Source organism: Selenomonas sp. oral taxon 126, from assembly GCF_001683335.1.
GTDB lineage: Bacteria > Bacillota > Negativicutes > Selenomonadales > Selenomonadaceae > Centipeda.
Map to the genome: position 1 here is coordinate 229,847 of NZ_CP016201.1, position 17,303 is coordinate 247,149.

Sequence of the window (17,303 nt, forward strand, 5' to 3'; positions counted from 1 at the left end):
CCCCCCATTACAAATATTTCACAACTTCCTCATACAGCTTCTCGTGAATCTCCGCAATCGGGAGTGGTGCGCCGTCCGTGCTCGACGGTATGTGCACCCAGCCGTAGCGTGCGGCGAGGAGGACGTAGGCGTCGTGGGCGCGCGCAAGGTAGGCGGCGTCGCGCTCGTGGATGTCGGGCGCTGCGCTCTTCTCCGCAGCACGCGCAGCGATCAGGCGCTCTGCCGCACGCGGCTCCATATCGAGGAAGAAGACCGCATCGGGCACAGGCAGTCCCATCTTTCGAAATTCGAGGTCGTAGAGCCAGTCGAGATACGCATCGCGCTCCGCCGCATCGGCGATCTTCACCGCCTGATGCACCATGTTCGAGGTGGTATAGCGGTCGGCGAGGACAATGGCACCCGCCTCGTAGTCCCGCCCCCACTTCATTCGATAGGAGGCATAGCGGTCGACAGCAAAGAACGTGGACGCAGCATAGGCGTTCACATCGTCCGCGTGCGCGCCAAAATCCCCGCGCAGATACATCCGCACGAGCATGGAGGAGTCCGCCTCATAGTCGGGAAAGGTGACGGGCACGACGCGATGCCCCTCGCGCACAAGGCGCTCTGTGAGCAGCCGTGCCTGCGTCTCCTTGCCAGATCCGTCACCCGCCTCGATGATAAATAGTTTACCCTTTGCCATACGAACCTTCCGCAATCACCAAGAGTGTCCGAAGCGACGTATCCGCCGCCCCGACGACGCGCGCGCCCGCCGCCTTCATCGCAGCGAGATACGCGAGCGTCGCGCCGTCGATCACATCGCCCGCCGCAAGCACGGGAATCCCCGGCGGATAGAAGACAATCGTCTCCGCCGCAATCCGCCCCGCAGCATCCGTCAGCGAGACGCACTCACGCGGCGCAAAATACGCCGCGCGCGGCTCCATCCCCATCTGAGGAATCGGCGGCAACGAGAGAAACGCCGCTGCCCCGCGCGACGTACACATCGGCGCACACGTCGCCGCCATATCGCGTAGCGCTGCATACACGCGCTCCGCCTCGCGTGCCCCGTCCGCATAGGATAGGAGGAGCAGCACATTCCGCGCGTCGGCAAGTTCCACGGCGACACCACGCCGCCGCAGCTCCTCCTCCGCCGCAAAGCCGGAGAGTCCCAGCCCCGTGACCTGCACTGTGATCTTCAGCGGATCGAGCGCAGCCATCCCCGGCGCCCCCATATGCTCCGCGCCGAATGCCCAGAGCCCCGTGATCTCATTGATGCGGCGACGCAGATCGTGCGCACATTGAATTGCAGCGGCAAGACGCTCCGCGCCCTCCTCCGCCATCTGCACGCGCGCCAGATCGAGCGAGGCGAGCAGAATCTCATTCGGACTGGTCGTCTGGATAATACCTGACGCCGCACGGATGCGCTCTGTGGGCACGCGCCCGCCGCGCGCGAGCAGCATGGAGCTCTGCGTCAGCGAGCCGAGCAGCTTGTGCGTGCTCTCCGCCGAGAGATCCGCCCCCGCCGCCATTGCAGACGGCGGCAGCTCCTCCGAGAATGCGAAGTGCGCGCCGTGCGCCGCATCCGTGAGAAGGAGCATGTCGTGCGCATGCAGGAAGTCCGCAATTCTCTCCAGCTCCGTCGCCACGCCGTAGTACGTCGGATAAACGAGAAGCGCCGCGCGCGCCTCGGGGTACTCCCGCACGGCGCGCTCCACCGCAGCGCGTGACACCCCCATTGCGATGCCGAGCCGCGTATCGATCTCGGGCTGCATATAGACGGGGCGCACGCCCGTGAGGATCATCGCCCCCACAATGGAGCGGTGCACATTGCGCGGTACGAGGAGAACATCGCCCGGTGCGAGCGCCGCCATCAGCATCGTGTGAATCGCGCCCGTCGTCCCATTTACCATGAAATACGCCGCATCGGCGCCGTACGCCTCTGCCGCGAGAGTCTCCGCCGCACGGATGCAACCCGTTGGCGCATGGAGATCATCCAGCTCCGCCGAGAGCGAGACATCGGCACGCAGCCCCTCCTCCGTGAGGAAGCGCCTGAGCAGAGGATGCGCCCCGCGCCCGCCCTTGTGTCCCGGCGTATGCAGAGGCAGAACGCCAAGCCCCGCGTAGCGGAGTACAGCCTCCGCCAGAGGCGCGCTCACGCGCCCTCCACCATGCGGTTCTGCACACGCAGATGCACCTTCGTTCCCTTGCCCGGCTCGGAGAGAATCTGAATCGCCGCACCGATGATCTTCGCGCGCTCCTCCATGCCGATCACGCCGAAATGGCGCCCGCGCAGGCGGCGCTGTGTCTCCATGTCGAGCGCATCCTCCGCCTCCTCCTTTTCCTCCGGCACACGGTTCATATCAAATCCGACACCGTCATCCGCAATGAGAACCGTGAGTGCCTGTGCGGTATAGTGCATACGCACGCGCACCTTGTCCGTCTTCGCGTGGTGGACGACATTGTTCAGCGCCTCCTGCACAATGCGGAAAATCGCAATCTCCACATGCTTCGGCAGGGGGTAATACGCCCCCTCCAGGCTGAACGTCCCGCGCAGCTTCCCGCGCTCGCCAAAGAGACGGATCAGCTGCTCCACCGCCTGCGGCAGCCCCAGATCGTCGAGCGCCATTGGCCGCATATCGAAGATGATCTGCCGCACGCTCGTGAGGCATTTGCGGATCTCATCGCGCAGCTCCCCGAGCGTATTCTTTGCCTCCGCCATATCCTGATCCATCAGGCGTTCCGTGATCGTCGTCATAAAGAGGACATTCGCGAGATCCTGCGCAGGTCCGTCGTGAATCTCACGGGAAATGCGATAGCGCTCTTCCTCCGTCGCCTTGATGATGCGTGCGCCGACAAATTTGTCCTTCTGCACCGCCTCGATCTTCCAGAGCACACCGCTCACCTGCGTGCTGAGATAGCTCAGAACCGAGCCGATGGAGAGCGCCATATGCTCCGCGCGCACAACCACATTATAGAGGTAGCGCAGACGGATCTCGAGCTTGTCGCGCTCCGCACGCATCATCTGCTCTTTTTCGCGCTCAATCGCAAGGTTGATCTGGATGATCGACACCGCCTCATAGGTCTTGCGGATCTCATCCTCCGTGTGCTCCGCGAAATTCCGACTCACCTCCGCGAGCCGCTGCTTCGCCTTCTGCTCCTCAGTGGCAAGCGCATCCACGCGCTCGATCTTCTCCGCAACGCGCTTCTTCAGCTCCGCCAGACGCTCGCGCGCATCATCCACCTCGCTGCGCGTATTCTGGTAGATGTCAAAGATCTGCGTCTTATTGTCCTCGATCGTATCGATCGTATTCGTCAGCAGTCTGCGCAGCTGCCCCTCCTCAAGCCCCTCTATGAGCTGTTCATCCATGCGCTGACCACCTCTTAACCGTCGTTTCTCACTCGTACGCATCATACCCTCCTGAACATATCTATGCTGTCATTGTACCCTATTTTAGTCCAAAAGTCACGCATACTTCTCCCTTGCATTTTCCATGAAAAATCGGTAAAATGACAAATTGGAGAGAAACACATCATAATATAGATAAGACGAAAGCACAGGTGAATCGCATGAGCATCTTCTCACGCTTCCTCCCGAAGCGCAAACCGCCCGAACTCAAGAACAACATTCCGAAGGAGAAGGAGAACATCCGCAAGACCTTCGGCGTATACTGCAGCAAGCACCACAGCCCGAAGAGCGGCAAGCTCTGCCCTTCCTGCACGGCGCTCCTCGCGACCGTCTTCACGAAGATCGACCGCTGCCCCTACGGCATTACGAAGCCGATCTGCGACCGCTGTGACCGCCCGTGCTTCGGTGCAAAGGCGACACAGGAGTTCCTCACCATCATGCAGAGCACGCAGCGCGGCATGTTCCTGCGCCACCCGATCATGACAATCAAGCACAAGCTGGCAAGCATGGGCGTCGACTATGCGAAGTATCAGCAGGACAAGAAGGTCAGCGACAAGGCAAAGGCGAAGGAGAAGGCGGCGAAGGCGCGCGCAAAAGGGAAAGAAAAGAAGAAATGAAAAAAGGGGCTGTTGCACAAAGTCATTTTGACTCCGTGCAACAGCCCCTTTTTTCGATTATGCGAGGTTGCGGATATAGTCCTTGAGCTCGTCCGCCGCACGGGTCACGCGCGAGAGGTTCGCCGTGATCTCCTGCGTCGACGCAGCCTGCTGCTCGCTGATGGAGCCGGTTGTCTCGATGGACTTGGAGATATCCTCGACGGCGCGGTTCATCTCGTTCAACGTCACCTGAATGCGCTCTGTCGCCTCACGCGACTGCTCGGCGAGCTTGCGCACTTCCTCTGCAACGACGGCGAAGCCGCGTCCCTGCTCACCCGCGCGCGCCGCCTCAATCGCCGCGTTCAGACCGAGCAGATTCGTCTGCCCTGCAATATTCGTGATGAAGTCGATGACCTTGATCGTGTCGGCGTTGCGCTCCTGCAGGAACTTCGCCTGCTTCACGGACTCCTGTCCTGCGCTCGCGAGCTCCGTCGCGCTCTTTGCGACCTGCTCGATCGCCTCATAGACCGTCTGCGTCGAGGTTGCGATCTGCTCAATCGCCTCCAGCAGGCGCTCGTGGTCAATCTTCGTCTCTTCTGCCATGTTTTGCTTCCTCCCTGATCCACCCGGATATGAATGATTTCGTTACACCTTGCTATGTTTTTATTCAACACATATGAGAAAAACCCTTCTCCAACGAAAAAATTATCTTCGACCCCCTTTAGGAATCACTGATAAATTCAGCACCGCCATCTTAGCGCATCTTTTTTGCCCGCACTTCGTCGGCAAATCCTCCACAGAGCACCACTCTGCGTCCGGTTTGCCTCCTAGTTCGGACGAAAAAATCTGCGCCAATCTGACGGACTTCATTTTATCAGTGATTCCTTTATTTTTCAGGCATGAGAATGATGTTCACCGGAAGATTCGACGCACCCGGCGGCGAGTACTCGAACGATACGGGCTGGGCGCTCGTGTACGTGCCAAGATCGGCGAGCTCTGTATACTGCGTCAGGAAGAGCAGCCCCTCCTCACGTGCCTGCGCCACATTCGGTGCCTCCGGCAGCGTCTGATCTCCAAAATAGGCACGCGTCGCGGGCGTCTGGACGAGCAGACGCTTCGCACCGCTTTCGGCACGCATGGCTCCCGCATAGACCCCGCCCAGAGGGCTCAGGAAGTAACGCGTATTCTCGCGCCCCGCCGTCGGAATATTGATCTGATAGAGAATGCCGTAGTTGCCGTAGTTCACAACGGCGGATCCATCCGTTGCGTCAATGCCGCGCCGATAGACATCGTGGATGTTATCGCCGATCGGGAAGTAGACCGCGCCGTCCACGGTCGGACGATAGGGCTTCTGTGCCGTGATGACACGATTCATCCCACGGAACGTCCCGCGCAGTGCGATCTCATCACGCGGCAGCACGCGTGCGATACGCAGAAAAGCAAAGGGATCGACATCCGCCCCATACATGATAACCGAGACGCGCACGGGCGCATTTGTGTGGAAATCATAGACACCGTAGACGAGCTGTCCCGGTGCCAGCACAGTGGTATTCATCTCAGGCACGAGGAGGCGCGGACGCTCCTTCGTCACGTAGATGTGTTCGTTCATCTCGCGCGTGTCGAAATAGCCGATCTGCGTCGCCTTGCCGACGTGCAGATAGTCCGCGCTCGGCGCTGCCGCAGCCCCGCGCGTCACCGTGACGGTCGCAAGATTCGCCTCCGTCTCGAGGACAACTGCGAGCTTCTTCGGCTGCGCGGTATCGTTCAGATGATAGTAGAGGATGCGTGCATCATCCGTCACCGTGTCGCGGTAGAGAATGCCGACCTCCTTTACGTACTCAGGGCTGTCCGAGAAGAGCAGCGTGCCGCCCGTATCATAGGACTCCACCGGCCAGAGGCGCATGAGGCGCGATGTGCCCGGCGAGAACACGCGATTGCGCGGCAGCTCCGTCGATCCGAGGATGCTCGCAACGCGGTCACGGATATTTTCCTGTGCCGTCCCACGCTCACGCACAACGGTCGTACTGCCGTCATTCTTTGCCGCATACACCTGTCCCGCCATGCTGACGAGAGCGAGCGTGAGTGCCGCCATTTTCTGAAAGAATCCCTTGTTCATTTCCCTGCTTTACATTCCCTTCGATTATAAATCATTACGCAAGACGGCGCGCAGCGCTTCGATCCCCTCGCGTACGCCGTCCGGCAGCTGCGCAAGGCGCGCATTCAGACGTGCGGCGATATCCGCCTTCATGAGGCGCAGGCGGAACTCCGCGAGCCCGAGACGCGGCGGCGCAATGTTCACGCGATGCAGGAGATACGGATTCGTCTCAAAACTGTTCAGCCCCGCCTCGCCCGTCACGGCGGTCAGATAGTCCTCCTCGGCGAGCATCGCGACAATGGCCGCATCATACGCACCGTTCGGATAGGAGAAGCTGTAGATCGTCTTCATCCCCTTCCACTCGAGCATGAGCTTTGAGAGGCGCAGCTCCTCACGCTGTTTATCGGGAGAAAGCGTCGTCAGCGGCAAATGGTTCGCCGTATGGCTGCCGATCTCCATGCCGCGCCGCTCCATGTCGAAGAGGTTGTCCCATGTGAGGTAGCCCGGCTGCCCGATGTCGTTCGTCACCATGTAGAAGACCGCCTTCATGCCGCGCTCCTCGAGCATCGGCAGGACGACGCGATAGTTGTCCTCATAGCCGTCGTCAAAACTGAGGATGACGGGCTTCTCGGGCAGGGTCTGCTTGCCCTTGCGCGCGCGTGCGTAGTCCTGCGGCGTAATCGTCGTATATCCCTCCGCTGTTAGGTAGTCGAGCTGCTCGGCAAAGTCCGCAGGAGGCACGACGTAGGGTCTTTCCTCTGCGGATGGATTCTCCTTCACCATATGGTACTCGAGGATGGGAAAGCCCTCCTCCGGCGTCGCCGTCAGCACCCAGCCCGCAAGCGCCGCGAGCAGGAGCACGGGTAGCGGCAGCCCCTTCGAGAGAAGCCGCACAATTCCTCTGATCAAATCTCTATACCTCCTTAGGGAATCACTGATAAAATGAAGTCCGTCAGATTGGCGTAGATTTTTTCGTCCGAACGAGGAGGCAAACCGGACGCAGAGTGGTGCTCTGTGGAGGATTTGCCGACGAAGTGCGGGCAAAAAAGATACGTCAAGATGGCGGTGCTGAATTTATCAGTGATTCCTTAGCCGCCCTGCAGATTTTCCGCAGGCGGTGGCTCATACCCGACTTGCTGATGTGGCAGAGCGCCGCGAGCTCCGCCATGCTGATCTCAGGATGCGCGCGGCGCATCCGGGCCGTCTCGCGCAGATCCTCGGAGAGCGTCGTGAGACGCCCCGCCGCTGCAAGGCGCTCAATCGCCGCCAGCTGCTCCGCCGCCGCATCCACGGCGCGCTGCAGATTTGCCGTCTCCACATTGACGAGGCGGTTCACCTGCGCGCGCACCTCCTTCAGATTGCGTGCAACCTCGATCTGCTCCGCCGCCTCCTCCGCGCCGATGAGCGCGAGGAAGTCCATGACGGCATCCCCCTCCTTGAGGTAGACGACGTAGCTGTCGCGCCGATCGGTCAGACCGACGGGGAAATGCAGCCGCCGCAGGAGTGTGTGGAGAGCGCGCCCCATTGCTGCACTCTTCGACGCAATCTCGAGGTGACAGCTCGCCTCGGGACGGTTCACGCTGCCGCCGCCGAGGAACGCGCCGCGCAGATACGCCGCGCGGCAGCATTTCTTGCGAATCAGCGCCATATCCGTTCCCGTGAGGGCGGCTCCATCGCGCAGCCCAAGGCGCGTGAGGAGCGGCGTGACCGCCGCCCCCGCCGCAATGTTGACAATGTACGTGCGCCGCCGCAGCTGCGGCGTGCGCTCCATCGCAACCGTGGTCTCGATCGCCGTGTCCATCGTGCGCAGGAGTCGGATCACACGGCGTGCAACGGCGGCACTTGCCGCCTCGAACCGCAACCCGAGGCCGTGCTCCCCGTCTGTCACCATCGATGCGCCCATGCGCAGGAGCGCGGCGAGCTCCGCCGTCTGGCAGCAGACACGCTCCTCGTCCGTGCGCGAGAGCGCATTCTTTACATCCGAGGCAAACGACGGCATCTCAGCTCACCCGAAGATCGTAGATCATGCGCATGACATTGCGGCTGAGCTTGTCGGGATCATGCCGCACGGCGTCCGACTGGCTGATGATGTCCGCTGCAACAAAGCCGATGCCGAGCGCGTTGATTGATGCCTCATCTACGGCGACGGGCAGAATGCCCTCCGCCGCGTACTTTTCGCGCAGCTCATCCGAGATGGGGGCACTGTTGACGAGCATAAAGTCGATCGCGCCGCGCCCCGCGTGCTTGATGATCGCCTCGGCATGCATGGACGCCGTATAGCCGTCCGTCTCGCCGGGCTGCGTCATGACGTTGCAGATGTAGATCTTGAGCGCGCGGCTTTTCCGCAGCTCCTCCGCGACACCATTCACAAGGAGATTCGGCATAATGCTCGTATAGAGGCTGCCGGGTCCGAGGATGATTGCGTCCGCCGAACGAATTGCCTCGAGCGCGGACGGCACAGGCGCGACATCCTGCGGATGAAGGCGGACGCGGCGGATGCGCCCCGGCACCTCGGGGATGTGGGACTCGCCCTCGACGACCGTACCGTCCTCGAGGATTGCATCGAGACGCACGGACTGTTTCGAGGCGGGAAGCACGCGCCCCTTGACCGCGAGAACCTTCGAGGACTCGCGCAGCGCCGTCTCCATATCGCCTGTGACCTCCGCCATCGCCGCGAGAAAGAGATTGCCGAAGCTGTGGCCTGCGAGATTGCTCTGCCCCTCGAAGCGGTGCTGAAAGAGTTTTTCCATCAGCGGCTCGGTGTCGGCAAGCGCAACGAGACAGTTTCTGAGATCGCCGGGTGGGATGATGCCGAGTTCCTCGCGCAGGCGTCCCGACGAGCCGCCGTCGTCCGCGACCGTCACCACCGCCGTCACATTGCTCGTCAGTTCCTTGATGCCGCGCAGGAGGACGGACAGCCCGTGGCCGCCGCCAATCACCGTGACCGCAGGACCACGGCTGAGGCGCGTCTTTTCATAGACGAGGTCGACGAGGCGTGCAGATGTGCCCTCCGGCATGAGCGCCGTGATGACGGAGCGGATGATGTGCCGCGTCGCGAGCAGCATGAGGCCGCTGCCGACGGCGAGGATGAGCGCACCTGCAATCGCCGTAAAGCCGTAGCTGTAGCTGCCCTGCCACGTATAGACGAAGCGGAAGATCGCCTCTTCGATGCTGTCGATGTATTTGTAGTTGAAAATCAGGGCGACCCCGAGGCCGACGCAGAGCGTCCCGATCGCAAAGACGAAGAGCCAGCGCTTGAAGCCCATGCCGGGGTAGAACCATTTCATCAGATGCATGTGCTATCCCTCACTCACATGCTCATGCACCTCATTCTTCATGAGGTCGCGATGCTCGAGATGCGCCGCATAGCTGCCCTTGATCCGATCGTAGAGATGCTTTGCGATGAAGACGCTGCGGTGCATGCCGCCCGTGCAGCCGATGGCAATGACGAGCTGACTCTTGCCCTCCTTCACGTACTGCGGCAGGAGGAAGTCGATCAGACCGTCGAGGTGCTGCTCGAATTTCTGGGTCACGTCCCACGACTCGATGTAGGAGGAGACCTGCGGAACGGTACCGCTCTTGTTGCGCAACGAATCCACATAGAACGGATTCGGCAGGAAGCGCACGTCAAAGACAAGGTCGGCGTCGAGCGGAATGCCGTACTTGAAACCAAAGGAAAGGATGTTGACGTTCATCTCCGCGTCCCTGCCCGGCGTATCGTAGTGCTGGCGGATAATATCGCGCAGCTCTGCCTTGCGCAGACGGGATGTGTCGATCAGCTGCGTCGCACGCGCACGAATCTCTGCGAGCTGCCCGCGCTCGCGCGTCACGCCCTCCGAGATACGCGCGTCCGGTGCGAGCGGGTGGGGACGGCGCGTCTCCTTGTAGCGGCGGATGATGACACCATCAGACGCCTCAATGAAGAGGAGCTCATAGGCAACATCCCCCGCATCGAGCTCGCCGAGAACGCGCACGAAGTCGTCGAAGAACTCGCGACTGCGCGTGTCCACAACAATCGCCACGCGGTTGATCTGCCCATGCGTCTCGCGGCAGAGATCGATGAATTTCGGAATGAAGACCGGGGGCAGGTTGTCCACACAGAAATAGCCCAGATCCTCCATATAGCGCGCGGCAAGCGATTTGCCGCCGCCCGACAGCCCCGTCACGATCACGGGGCGGAACTTCTCCGCCGCTCGTTTCACGTCTGCCACAGTATCACCTCACAGTACGAATTTCTCAATCGCAAGCGCGATTCCGTTTGCGTCGTTCGACGCCGTTATGTAGCGCGCCCGCTCCTTTGCCCCCGGAAGGCCGTTCTCGGGCACAACGGAGAACGCCCCCATCTCGAGCATCTCATAGTCATTGTCCGCATCGCCCGCAACCATGACCTCATCAAGTGTCAGCCCCATCGCATCCGCGAGCGCCGCAACACCGACCGCCTTGTTGATGCCGGGCGGGTTGATGTCGACACTCGTGCCTGTGTTCTGCTGCGGCACAAGCTGATCGCCGAAGCGCTCCTGCACCGCACGCACATAGGAGCCGATGCCCTCGTCCAGCTCGCGCAGGACGAACTGGGGCACGTTCTCCGTATAGCGCAGGTAGTCGCTGCCGACGCCGTTCACCGTGAAATGCGCCGTCGTACGATAGGCGGCAAAGTATTCCTCGCGGTACTCGGGCGCGTAGATCTCCGTGCCGATGTACCAGTTCACGTACCAGTCGCGCTCGTAGGCAAATGTCAGGAACTCGCGGGTCAGCGCGGGATCGAAATAGCGTGCAAAGACGGGCTCGCCCTCCGCCTTTCCGACATAGCCGCCGTTGCAGCAGATGACGGGCGCATCGGAGGCGAGCAGTCGTGCAAAGTAAACGGCCGAGCGCAGCATGCGCCCCGTCGCAATCGTCACCGTGACGCCGCGCGACATCGCACGCGCGAGAATGTCCTTTGTGCGCGTCGTGATCTTCTTGTCCGATGTGAGAAGCGTCCCGTCCAAATCGAGCGCAATGAGTTTGATCGCCATTGTTTCAGTCCTTCATCGGCACGGGTGCATCCGCCCCCATGCCGAGCACGTAATGATAGATTGCCGCAGCAAGCCCGTTCTCCGCGCAGGAGAGCGTCTCGTAGTCCGTCACCGCTTTGACCTCGGGGAAGGCGTTCCCCATCGCAATGCTCCTGCCCGCCGCCTTCAACATCGGCAGATCGTTGTACGCATCGCCGATCGCCATGGTGTCCTCGATGGCAATGCCGAGCTTCGCGGCAAGCGATGTCAGCGCCGATGCCTTGGAGATTCCCTTCGGCACAATCTCGATGAGACAGTCTGCCGAGCGCGTCACATCCACCCGATCGCCGAATGCCGCAAGCACCGCCTTCGAGCGCGTGAGTGTCACAGGCAGTTCCTTCGTCACGAGCAGCAGCTTGCAGTTCCCTGCCGTATGGGCAAACATGCCATCCCAGCCGACCGCCTCGCCTGTGAGCTTCTGCGAGTTCTCATAGAAACGCGACTCATCACATGCCGTGACATAGCGCAAAACGCCGCCGCTGTAACTCTGGATGTACCAGTCGCGCTCCTGACAGAACGCGATGATGTCATGCGCGAGCGCCGCGTCAATCGTATGCTCTTCGTAGACGCGTCCGCTCGGGCTCTTGATGAGTCCGCCGTTGTACGAGATGATCGGCACGTCCACGCCGAGCGCCTGTGCAACGGGCAGCGCCGCCTCGAACATGCGTCCCGTCGCAATCGTCACGACAACCCCCGCCTCCGTCGCACGGCGCACCGCCGCAATATTCTCCGCCGAGACCACATTGCCGTCCGGCAGCATCGTCCCGTCCAAATCCGATACAAACAGCTTTACCGCCATTTCGTCCCCCTCCTGTTTCCCCTGTGTTTTATCTGCTGACAAAGCACTTTCCCCTATGTTATAATACCCCGAAATGATCTATCGAAAGGAGGCGCGCCTTGCAGAATATCATCCGCAAATTCCTCATCCTCGTCGCACTCATCCTCATCCTCGTCGGCATCTTCGGCCTCTCCTACACCTATCAGATCGACCACCGCAGTGCGCGCAGCCTCTCCGCGTATGCGCGCATCGACTTTCAGGCATCCTACACAGGCGAGGGGCGGCTCGAGGGCGCGACACTCGCACTATGGGACTATCGCTTTGACGAGGCGAAACTCCTGCCCGACGTCGTCCTCTACACGGACGGCGCCGCATGGGAGATGAAGGCGGTCACGAAATACACGCCGCGCCCCGTTCCCGAGGCGGACAGCCCATACAAGAACGAAAACAAATTCTTCGTCGAGCTGCCGCGCGCGAGCCTCCCCGCCATCCGCAAGGCGACGAGCATCCGCGTGCGATTCTACTACGACAACGGCCAGACCATCGACCTGCCGCTGAACGAGCCCGACCTCGCCTATTGGCAGCGCGAACTTGGGAAAGGAATCTAAAAGCTATTGTACTGTTATTGAAAACATTCGTCAAGGCAGGGAGCTCCCATGAAGAAGAACGATCTCATGCTCATCTGTGCGCTGCTCCTCATCTGCGGGATTAGCGCTGTATTTTTTTTCACGCGCGCGGACAGAGAAGTACGCCACGCCGTTATCACGCAGAACAACGTCGTCCTCTACGACATTCCACTGACGGGGCATACGGGAACCGAAGATATCACCATCTCCGACAAGGGCGGCGAAAATATCATCCGCATCGAAGGTGAGACGATCGCAGTTGTCGACGCCGACTGCCCCGATCTCGTCTGTGTGCATACGGGTACGGCATCGAAAAAGGGCGACGTGATTGCCTGTCTGCCGCATAAGCTCCTCATCGAAGTGAAATGATATGAACGGACTTCAACGGATCACACGCATTGCGCTGCTCACGGCGCTCTCGCTCATTCTCTTTATCCTCGAAGGCTTCCTCCCTCTGCCGCTGCCCGTGCCCGGTGCAAAGCTCGGACTTGCCGCCATTGTCACTCTCATTGCACTCTATACGATGTCAACACGCGATGCGGCACTCATGCTCACGCTGCGCATCGCACTCGCCTCCGCCTTCGGCGGCGGACTTGCCCCCATGCTCTACAGCCTCGCGGGCGGCGCGGCGAGCTTTGCCGCAATGGCACTGCTGAAGCGGTACACGCCGCTCTCCATCGTCGGCATCAGCGCAGCGGGCGGCTTCCTGCACAATATGGCACAGCTGCTCGTCGCCGCCGCAGTTCTGGAGACGACGGCGCTCTTCGTCTATGCACCCGTCCTCGGCATCATTGGCACTCTGACCGGAATTCTTATCGGCATCACTGCACAATCAATTTTACAGAAAATATCAAGATAAATATTCTCATTTTCACCTTTTTATGCTATACTGTCATTAGCAGATTTTTCTCTCTACTATGAATTTAAGGAGGACAATCCAAATGGAGTATCGCATCGAACACGATTCCCTCGGCGAAGTCAAGGTGCCCGCAGACAAGTATTGGGCGGCGCAGACGGAGCGCAGTTTCGAGAACTTCCCCATCGGCATCGAGAAGATGCCCGCCGAGATCATCCACGCGTTCGGCATTCTGAAGAAATCCGCCGCGATTGCGAACAACAAGCTCGGCAAGCTCGACGAGAAGCGCCTCGATGCCATCAAGGCGGCGTGCGACGAGATCATCGCGGGCAAGCTCGCGGAGCATTTCCCGCTTGCGGTCTGGCAGACAGGCAGCGGCACACAGTCGAACATGAACGTCAACGAGGTCATTGCAAACCGCGGCAACGAGATCGCGGGCGAGAAGATCCTCCATCCGAACGATCACTCCAACATGTCGCAGAGCTCGAACGACACCTTCCCGACGGCAATGCACATCGCCGCCGTCATTGCAATCGAGGACGGACTCTTCCCGAGCATCGATCTCCTCGCGAACACCTTCCGCCGCCTCATGAAGGAAAACGAGGGTATTGTCAAGACGGGGCGCACCCATCTGCAGGACGCAGTCCCCATCTCCTTTACGCAGGAGATCAGCGGTTGGCTCGCGATGCTCGAGCAGTCGAAGAAGCAGCTGCAGGCGGCGCTCCCCTTCCTCCACGAGCTCGCACTCGGCGGCACGGCGGTCGGCACGGGGCTGAACACGCCGAAGGGCTTCGATGTCGCCGTAGCACAGGCGGCAAGCGATCTGACAGGCAAGAACTTCGTCACCGCACCGAACAAGTTCCACGCGCTCACGAGCAAGGACGCAATCGTCTTTGCCCACGGCGGACTCAAGGGTCTCGCGGCGAATATGATGAAGATTGCAAACGATATCCGCTGGCTCGCGGCGGGTCCGCGCTGCGGTCTCGGTGAGATCACGATCCCCGCGAACGAACCGGGCAGCTCCATCATGCCGGGCAAGGTCAACCCGACCCAGTGCGAGTCCGTCACGATGGTCGCCGTACAGGTCATGGGCAACGACGCCGCCATCGGCATTGCCGCCTCGCAGGGCAACTTCGAGCTGAACGTCTTCATGCCCGTCATGATCTACGACTTCCTCCAGTCCGCACGTCTGCTCACCGACTCCATCAAGTCGTTCAATGACCGCTGCGTCACGGGCATCACGGCGAACCGCGAGAAGATGCACGAGAACCTCCACCGCTCGCTCATGCTTGTCACGGCGCTGAACCCGTACATCGGCTACGAGAACGCTGCCAAGACTGCACACAAGGCATTCGATGAGAACATCAGCCTGAAGGAGGCATGCGTCGCCCTCGGCTTCCTCACCGCCGAGAAATTCGACGAGGTCTTCCATCCCGAAGAGATGGTGTAAGATTTACGTTTCCTCATGAGAAAAGACCTGCTGCAAAAAAGCGGCAGGTCTTTTTGAGTATTCCCTAAACTGCTAAAAAATCCGGATTGAGCACGCGCAGGGTCTTGCGGTCGTAGTCGATGATCCCCTCGTCGCGCATATGGCTCATCTCGCGGCTGAGCGCGCTGCGCTCCACGCCGAGATAGCGTGCGAGCTGCGTCTGGTTCAGCTCACGCAGCCCCTCTCCGCCCTCGCTCGAAATGGCTTGGAGATAGACACTGAGCTTTGCGCGGATGCTCTTCTGCCCCATGATGCGGATCTTGTGCTGATAGAATATGCCCTTCTGCGAAATTCTACGCAGCATATTCAGCGTGAACCGCCAGAGATGTGGATCGCTGCAAGCAGAACGCTCGTAGAGCTGTCGGAACTGCAGACGCAGGATCAGCGTATCACTGAGTGCCTTGACGAACATACGGCTCGCCGCAAGATTCGCCCCCTCCATCGTCTCGCCGAAACTCTTGCCCGCCTCGAAGATATTCATGTCGATCTGGTCGGCGTTCTCGTTGAGGAACGACACCTCGATTGCCCCCGTGAGGATGATGCCCGTCACAATCGGCGCACGCCCCATGCGCATGATGTCTGTGCCTGCCGCATAACGCTTCAGCTCGCCGCCAAGCGCATTCAGAAGTTCCGGCAGAGCTTCTGCGGGGATTCCCTCGAACAGATCGTGCTGCAGCAGGAGTTCTGTATGCGGTGCCAGTATTTCACGCGTCAGCATAGTCCGCTCCTTTCCATGACAGAGAATAATTCTCTATCATTATAGGAGGAATCCACGAATTTGTAAATGAGACGCACATTTTTTCCACAATATTTCTCTTCATTGTGTCAAAAAATGCTATAATGGCAGCAGTCATACAACGTTCAACAGAAATGGAGCATACCATGCAGAACACATCATATCAAAATCTCATCATCGGCTTCGGCAAGGCGGGCAAGACCCTCGCGGGCTTCCTTGCAAAGAAGGGTGAGACGGTCGCGCTCGTCGAGCGCTCAAAGGAGCGCTACGGCGGCACCTGCATCAACGTCGCCTGCATCCCGTCAAAGTCCCTCGAATACAGCGCGCGCCTCTCAGCCGAGATCGGCGGAGACTTTGCGGCAAAGGCGGAGCGCTATCGCGCCGCCATCGCAGAGAAGCGCCGCCTCACGGCAATGCTGCGCGAGAAAAACTATGCGAAGGTAACGGGTGCGGGCGCCGTCGTCATCGACGGAGAGGCACGTTTTGTGGACGCACATACCATCTCTGTAACGACGGCGGACGGGGAACAACTCATTACGGCAGAGCGCATCTTTATCAACACGGGCGCAATCCCCTTCGTCCCGCCGATCCCGGGCGCGGCAGAGAGCACGCACGTCTACACAAGCGAGACGATGATGGAGCTGGATGACCTGCCGGAGAAACTCGTCATCATCGGCGGCGGCTACATCGGGCTGGAATTTGCCTCCTACTACAAGAACTTCGGCTCCTCCGTCGCCGTGATCCAAGACGGCGATGCCTTTATCCCGCGCGAGGACAGCGAGATTTCCGCGCGCGTCCTGCAGCAGATGAACGACCGCGGCATCCACATCCTGACAGGCGCGAAGATCATGCGTATCGAAGATGCTGCCGCAGGGGCAAACGTCGTCGTCGAGACGGCGGACGGCGAAAAGACGCTCGCGGCAAATGCCATCCTCATCGCCACGGGACGCCGCCCGAACACGGAGGCGCTGAACCTCGCGGCGGCGGGTGTGCGGCAGACGGCACGCGGCGCAGTGGAGGTCGACGAGCACCTCCGCACAAACGTCCCGCATATCTGGGCAATGGGCGATGTCACGGGCGGGATGCAATTCACCTACATCTCCCTCGACGATTTCCGCATCGTCAAGGATCAGCTCGCGGGAGAGGGCACACGTACAACGGCGAATCGCGGTGCCGTCCCCTACTCCGTCTTCCTCGATCCGCCGCTCTCGCGTGTCGGCATGACAGAGGCAGAGGCACAGGCGGCGGGCTTTGACGTGCGCATTGCACGCCTCGATGTCGCCGCCATTCCGAAGGCGCACGTTTACAAAAAACCCGCAGGGCTCTTGAAGGCAGTCGTCGATGCAAAGACCGACACGATTCTCGGCGCGCATTTCTTCTGCCCCGAGTCGCAGGAGATGATCAACCTCATGAAGGCGGCAATCGATCACGGCATCACGGCGCGCTCACTCGGCTCCGCCATCTACACACACCCGACCATGACCGAGGCGCTGAACGACCTCTTTGGATGAAAAGGATAAGATCATGCACATCTCACGCAGAAGCACCCGAGCCCGCATCGCTCTCCTGCTCGCCCCGCTCCTTCTCTTTGGCACGGGCTGCACACAGGCGGCAGCAGAAACGGTGTCCGCACAGCAGGTGGTCGAGAGCATTCCTGCCACGAGCAGCATTCAGCTCCTCTCGATGGAGTT

General features: G+C 60.4%; 18 protein-coding genes. 6 read left to right on the forward strand and 12 right to left on the reverse strand.

Annotation, left to right across the window (positions count from 1 at the left end; all coding sequences use genetic code 11):
• Positions 1-7: 7 nt before the first annotated feature.
• The 3 genes from AXF19_RS00945 to AXF19_RS00955 are packed head-to-tail and all read right to left on the reverse strand — an operon-like array spanning position 8 to position 3,385.
• On the reverse strand, positions 8-679 hold the full coding sequence (locus tag AXF19_RS00945) for a dTMP kinase (RefSeq protein ID WP_066843823.1): 672 nt from the start codon (positions 677-679) through the stop codon (positions 8-10).
• Positions 666-2,132, reverse strand: a complete 1,467-nt coding sequence (locus AXF19_RS00950) for an aminotransferase class I/II-fold pyridoxal phosphate-dependent enzyme (RefSeq protein ID WP_066843826.1) — start codon at positions 2,130-2,132, stop codon at positions 666-668. The genes AXF19_RS00945 and AXF19_RS00950 overlap by 14 nt, the downstream gene beginning before the upstream one ends.
• Positions 2,129-3,385 carry a sensor histidine kinase gene (locus AXF19_RS00955; RefSeq protein WP_066843829.1) on the reverse strand — a complete coding sequence of 419 codons (1,257 nt, stop codon included), beginning with the start codon at positions 3,383-3,385 and terminating at the stop codon, positions 2,129-2,131. Before AXF19_RS00955 ends, AXF19_RS00950 begins: the two co-directional genes overlap by 4 nt.
• A 158-nt stretch (positions 3,386-3,543) precedes the next feature.
• Here AXF19_RS00955 and AXF19_RS00960 point away from each other — a divergent pair, with 158 nt between their 5' ends.
• A complete protein-coding gene (locus AXF19_RS00960) occupies positions 3,544-3,999 on the forward strand; it encodes a nitrous oxide-stimulated promoter family protein (protein WP_066843831.1) in 456 nt (151 codons plus the stop codon).
• A 57-nt stretch (positions 4,000-4,056) separates the two neighbouring features.
• Here AXF19_RS00960 and AXF19_RS00965 read toward each other — a convergent pair whose 3' ends face one another.
• The 8 genes from AXF19_RS00965 to AXF19_RS01000 form a co-directional block, all read right to left on the reverse strand.
• Positions 4,057-4,581, reverse strand: a complete 525-nt coding sequence (locus tag AXF19_RS00965; RefSeq protein ID WP_066843833.1) for a methyl-accepting chemotaxis protein — start codon at positions 4,579-4,581, stop codon at positions 4,057-4,059.
• A 283-nt stretch (positions 4,582-4,864) separates the two neighbouring features.
• Complete coding sequence (locus tag AXF19_RS00970; protein WP_066843835.1) at positions 4,865-6,094, reverse strand: copper amine oxidase; 1,230 nt, start codon at positions 6,092-6,094, stop codon at positions 4,865-4,867.
• A 24-nt stretch (positions 6,095-6,118) separates the two neighbouring features.
• Positions 6,119-6,982: a polysaccharide deacetylase family protein gene (locus tag AXF19_RS00975; protein ID WP_066843838.1), complete on the reverse strand. Its 864-nt coding sequence runs from the start codon at positions 6,980-6,982 to the stop codon at positions 6,119-6,121.
• A 145-nt stretch (positions 6,983-7,127) separates the two neighbouring features.
• Positions 7,128-8,072, reverse strand: coding sequence for a DNA-binding protein WhiA (gene whiA / locus AXF19_RS00980; protein ID WP_066843841.1), 945 nt, complete (start codon positions 8,070-8,072; stop codon positions 7,128-7,130).
• Position 8,073: 1 nt separating this feature from the next.
• On the reverse strand, positions 8,074-9,369 hold the full coding sequence (locus tag AXF19_RS00985) for a gluconeogenesis factor YvcK family protein (protein ID WP_066843844.1): 1,296 nt from the start codon (positions 9,367-9,369) through the stop codon (positions 8,074-8,076).
• 3 nt (positions 9,370-9,372) lie between these two features.
• Positions 9,373-10,284, reverse strand: coding sequence for an RNase adapter RapZ (rapZ, locus tag AXF19_RS00990; protein ID WP_066843847.1), 912 nt, complete (start codon positions 10,282-10,284; stop codon positions 9,373-9,375).
• Between the two features lie 9 nt (positions 10,285-10,293).
• Positions 10,294-11,088, reverse strand: a complete 795-nt coding sequence (locus tag AXF19_RS00995) for a Cof-type HAD-IIB family hydrolase (protein WP_066843851.1) — start codon at positions 11,086-11,088, stop codon at positions 10,294-10,296.
• Between the two features lie 4 nt (positions 11,089-11,092).
• Complete coding sequence (locus AXF19_RS01000) at positions 11,093-11,926, reverse strand: Cof-type HAD-IIB family hydrolase (protein ID WP_066843854.1); 834 nt, start codon at positions 11,924-11,926, stop codon at positions 11,093-11,095.
• A 98-nt stretch (positions 11,927-12,024) separates the two neighbouring features.
• Here AXF19_RS01000 and AXF19_RS01005 point away from each other — a divergent pair, with 98 nt between their 5' ends.
• The 4 genes from AXF19_RS01005 to fumC all read left to right on the forward strand — a co-directional run bounded on the left by AXF19_RS01005 (position 12,025) and on the right by fumC (position 14,837).
• The gene (locus tag AXF19_RS01005) at positions 12,025-12,513 is read left to right on the forward strand and encodes a hypothetical protein (RefSeq protein ID WP_066843857.1); all 489 of its coding nucleotides are present in this window, start codon (positions 12,025-12,027) and stop codon (positions 12,511-12,513) included.
• A 48-nt stretch (positions 12,514-12,561) separates the two neighbouring features.
• Complete coding sequence (locus AXF19_RS01010) at positions 12,562-12,900, forward strand: NusG domain II-containing protein (RefSeq protein ID WP_066843859.1); 339 nt, start codon at positions 12,562-12,564, stop codon at positions 12,898-12,900.
• Position 12,901: 1 nt separating this feature from the next.
• Positions 12,902-13,390, forward strand: a complete 489-nt coding sequence (locus tag AXF19_RS01015; RefSeq protein ID WP_066843862.1) for a Gx transporter family protein — start codon at positions 12,902-12,904, stop codon at positions 13,388-13,390.
• 82 nt (positions 13,391-13,472) lie between these two features.
• A complete protein-coding gene (gene fumC / locus AXF19_RS01020; RefSeq protein WP_066843865.1) occupies positions 13,473-14,837 on the forward strand; it encodes a class II fumarate hydratase in 1,365 nt (454 codons plus the stop codon).
• Between the two features lie 64 nt (positions 14,838-14,901).
• Here the strand turns inward: fumC and AXF19_RS01025 are convergent, their stop codons facing one another.
• A complete protein-coding gene (locus AXF19_RS01025) occupies positions 14,902-15,594 on the reverse strand; it encodes a Crp/Fnr family transcriptional regulator (RefSeq protein ID WP_066843868.1) in 693 nt (230 codons plus the stop codon).
• Positions 15,595-15,758: 164 nt separating this feature from the next.
• On the opposite strand from AXF19_RS01025, the gene AXF19_RS01030 reads away from it, so the two are divergent.
• A complete protein-coding gene (locus AXF19_RS01030; protein WP_066843871.1) occupies positions 15,759-17,123 on the forward strand; it encodes an FAD-dependent oxidoreductase in 1,365 nt (454 codons plus the stop codon).
• The last annotated feature ends 180 nt before the right edge of the window (positions 17,124-17,303 follow it).

Bases quoted from the DNA above. Each gene is read 5' to 3' on its own strand.
- AXF19_RS00945 (WP_066843823.1), bottom strand. From the start codon at position 679: ATGGCAAAGGGTAAACTATTTATCATCGAGGCGGGTGACGGATCTGGC.
- AXF19_RS00955 (WP_066843829.1), bottom strand. From the start codon at position 3,385: ATGCGTACGAGTGAGAAACGACGGTTAAGAGGTGGTCAGCGCATGGAT.
- AXF19_RS00960 (WP_066843831.1), top strand. From the start codon at position 3,544: ATGAGCATCTTCTCACGCTTCCTCCCGAAGCGCAAACCGCCCGAACTC.
- AXF19_RS00965 (WP_066843833.1), bottom strand. From the start codon at position 4,581: ATGGCAGAAGAGACGAAGATTGACCACGAGCGCCTGCTGGAGGCGATT.
- AXF19_RS00970 (WP_066843835.1), bottom strand. From the start codon at position 6,094: ATGAACAAGGGATTCTTTCAGAAAATGGCGGCACTCACGCTCGCTCTC.
- whiA (WP_066843841.1), bottom strand. From the start codon at position 8,072: ATGCCGTCGTTTGCCTCGGATGTAAAGAATGCGCTCTCGCGCACGGAC.
- AXF19_RS00985 (WP_066843844.1), bottom strand. From the start codon at position 9,369: ATGCATCTGATGAAATGGTTCTACCCCGGCATGGGCTTCAAGCGCTGG.
- AXF19_RS00995 (WP_066843851.1), bottom strand. From the start codon at position 11,088: ATGGCGATCAAACTCATTGCGCTCGATTTGGACGGGACGCTTCTCACA.
- AXF19_RS01000 (WP_066843854.1), bottom strand. From the start codon at position 11,926: ATGGCGGTAAAGCTGTTTGTATCGGATTTGGACGGGACGATGCTGCCG.
- AXF19_RS01010 (WP_066843859.1), top strand. From the start codon at position 12,562: ATGAAGAAGAACGATCTCATGCTCATCTGTGCGCTGCTCCTCATCTGC.
- AXF19_RS01015 (WP_066843862.1), top strand. From the start codon at position 12,902: ATGAACGGACTTCAACGGATCACACGCATTGCGCTGCTCACGGCGCTC.
- fumC (WP_066843865.1), top strand. From the start codon at position 13,473: ATGGAGTATCGCATCGAACACGATTCCCTCGGCGAAGTCAAGGTGCCC.
- AXF19_RS01025 (WP_066843868.1), bottom strand. From the start codon at position 15,594: ATGCTGACGCGTGAAATACTGGCACCGCATACAGAACTCCTGCTGCAG.
- AXF19_RS01030 (WP_066843871.1), top strand. From the start codon at position 15,759: ATGCAGAACACATCATATCAAAATCTCATCATCGGCTTCGGCAAGGCG.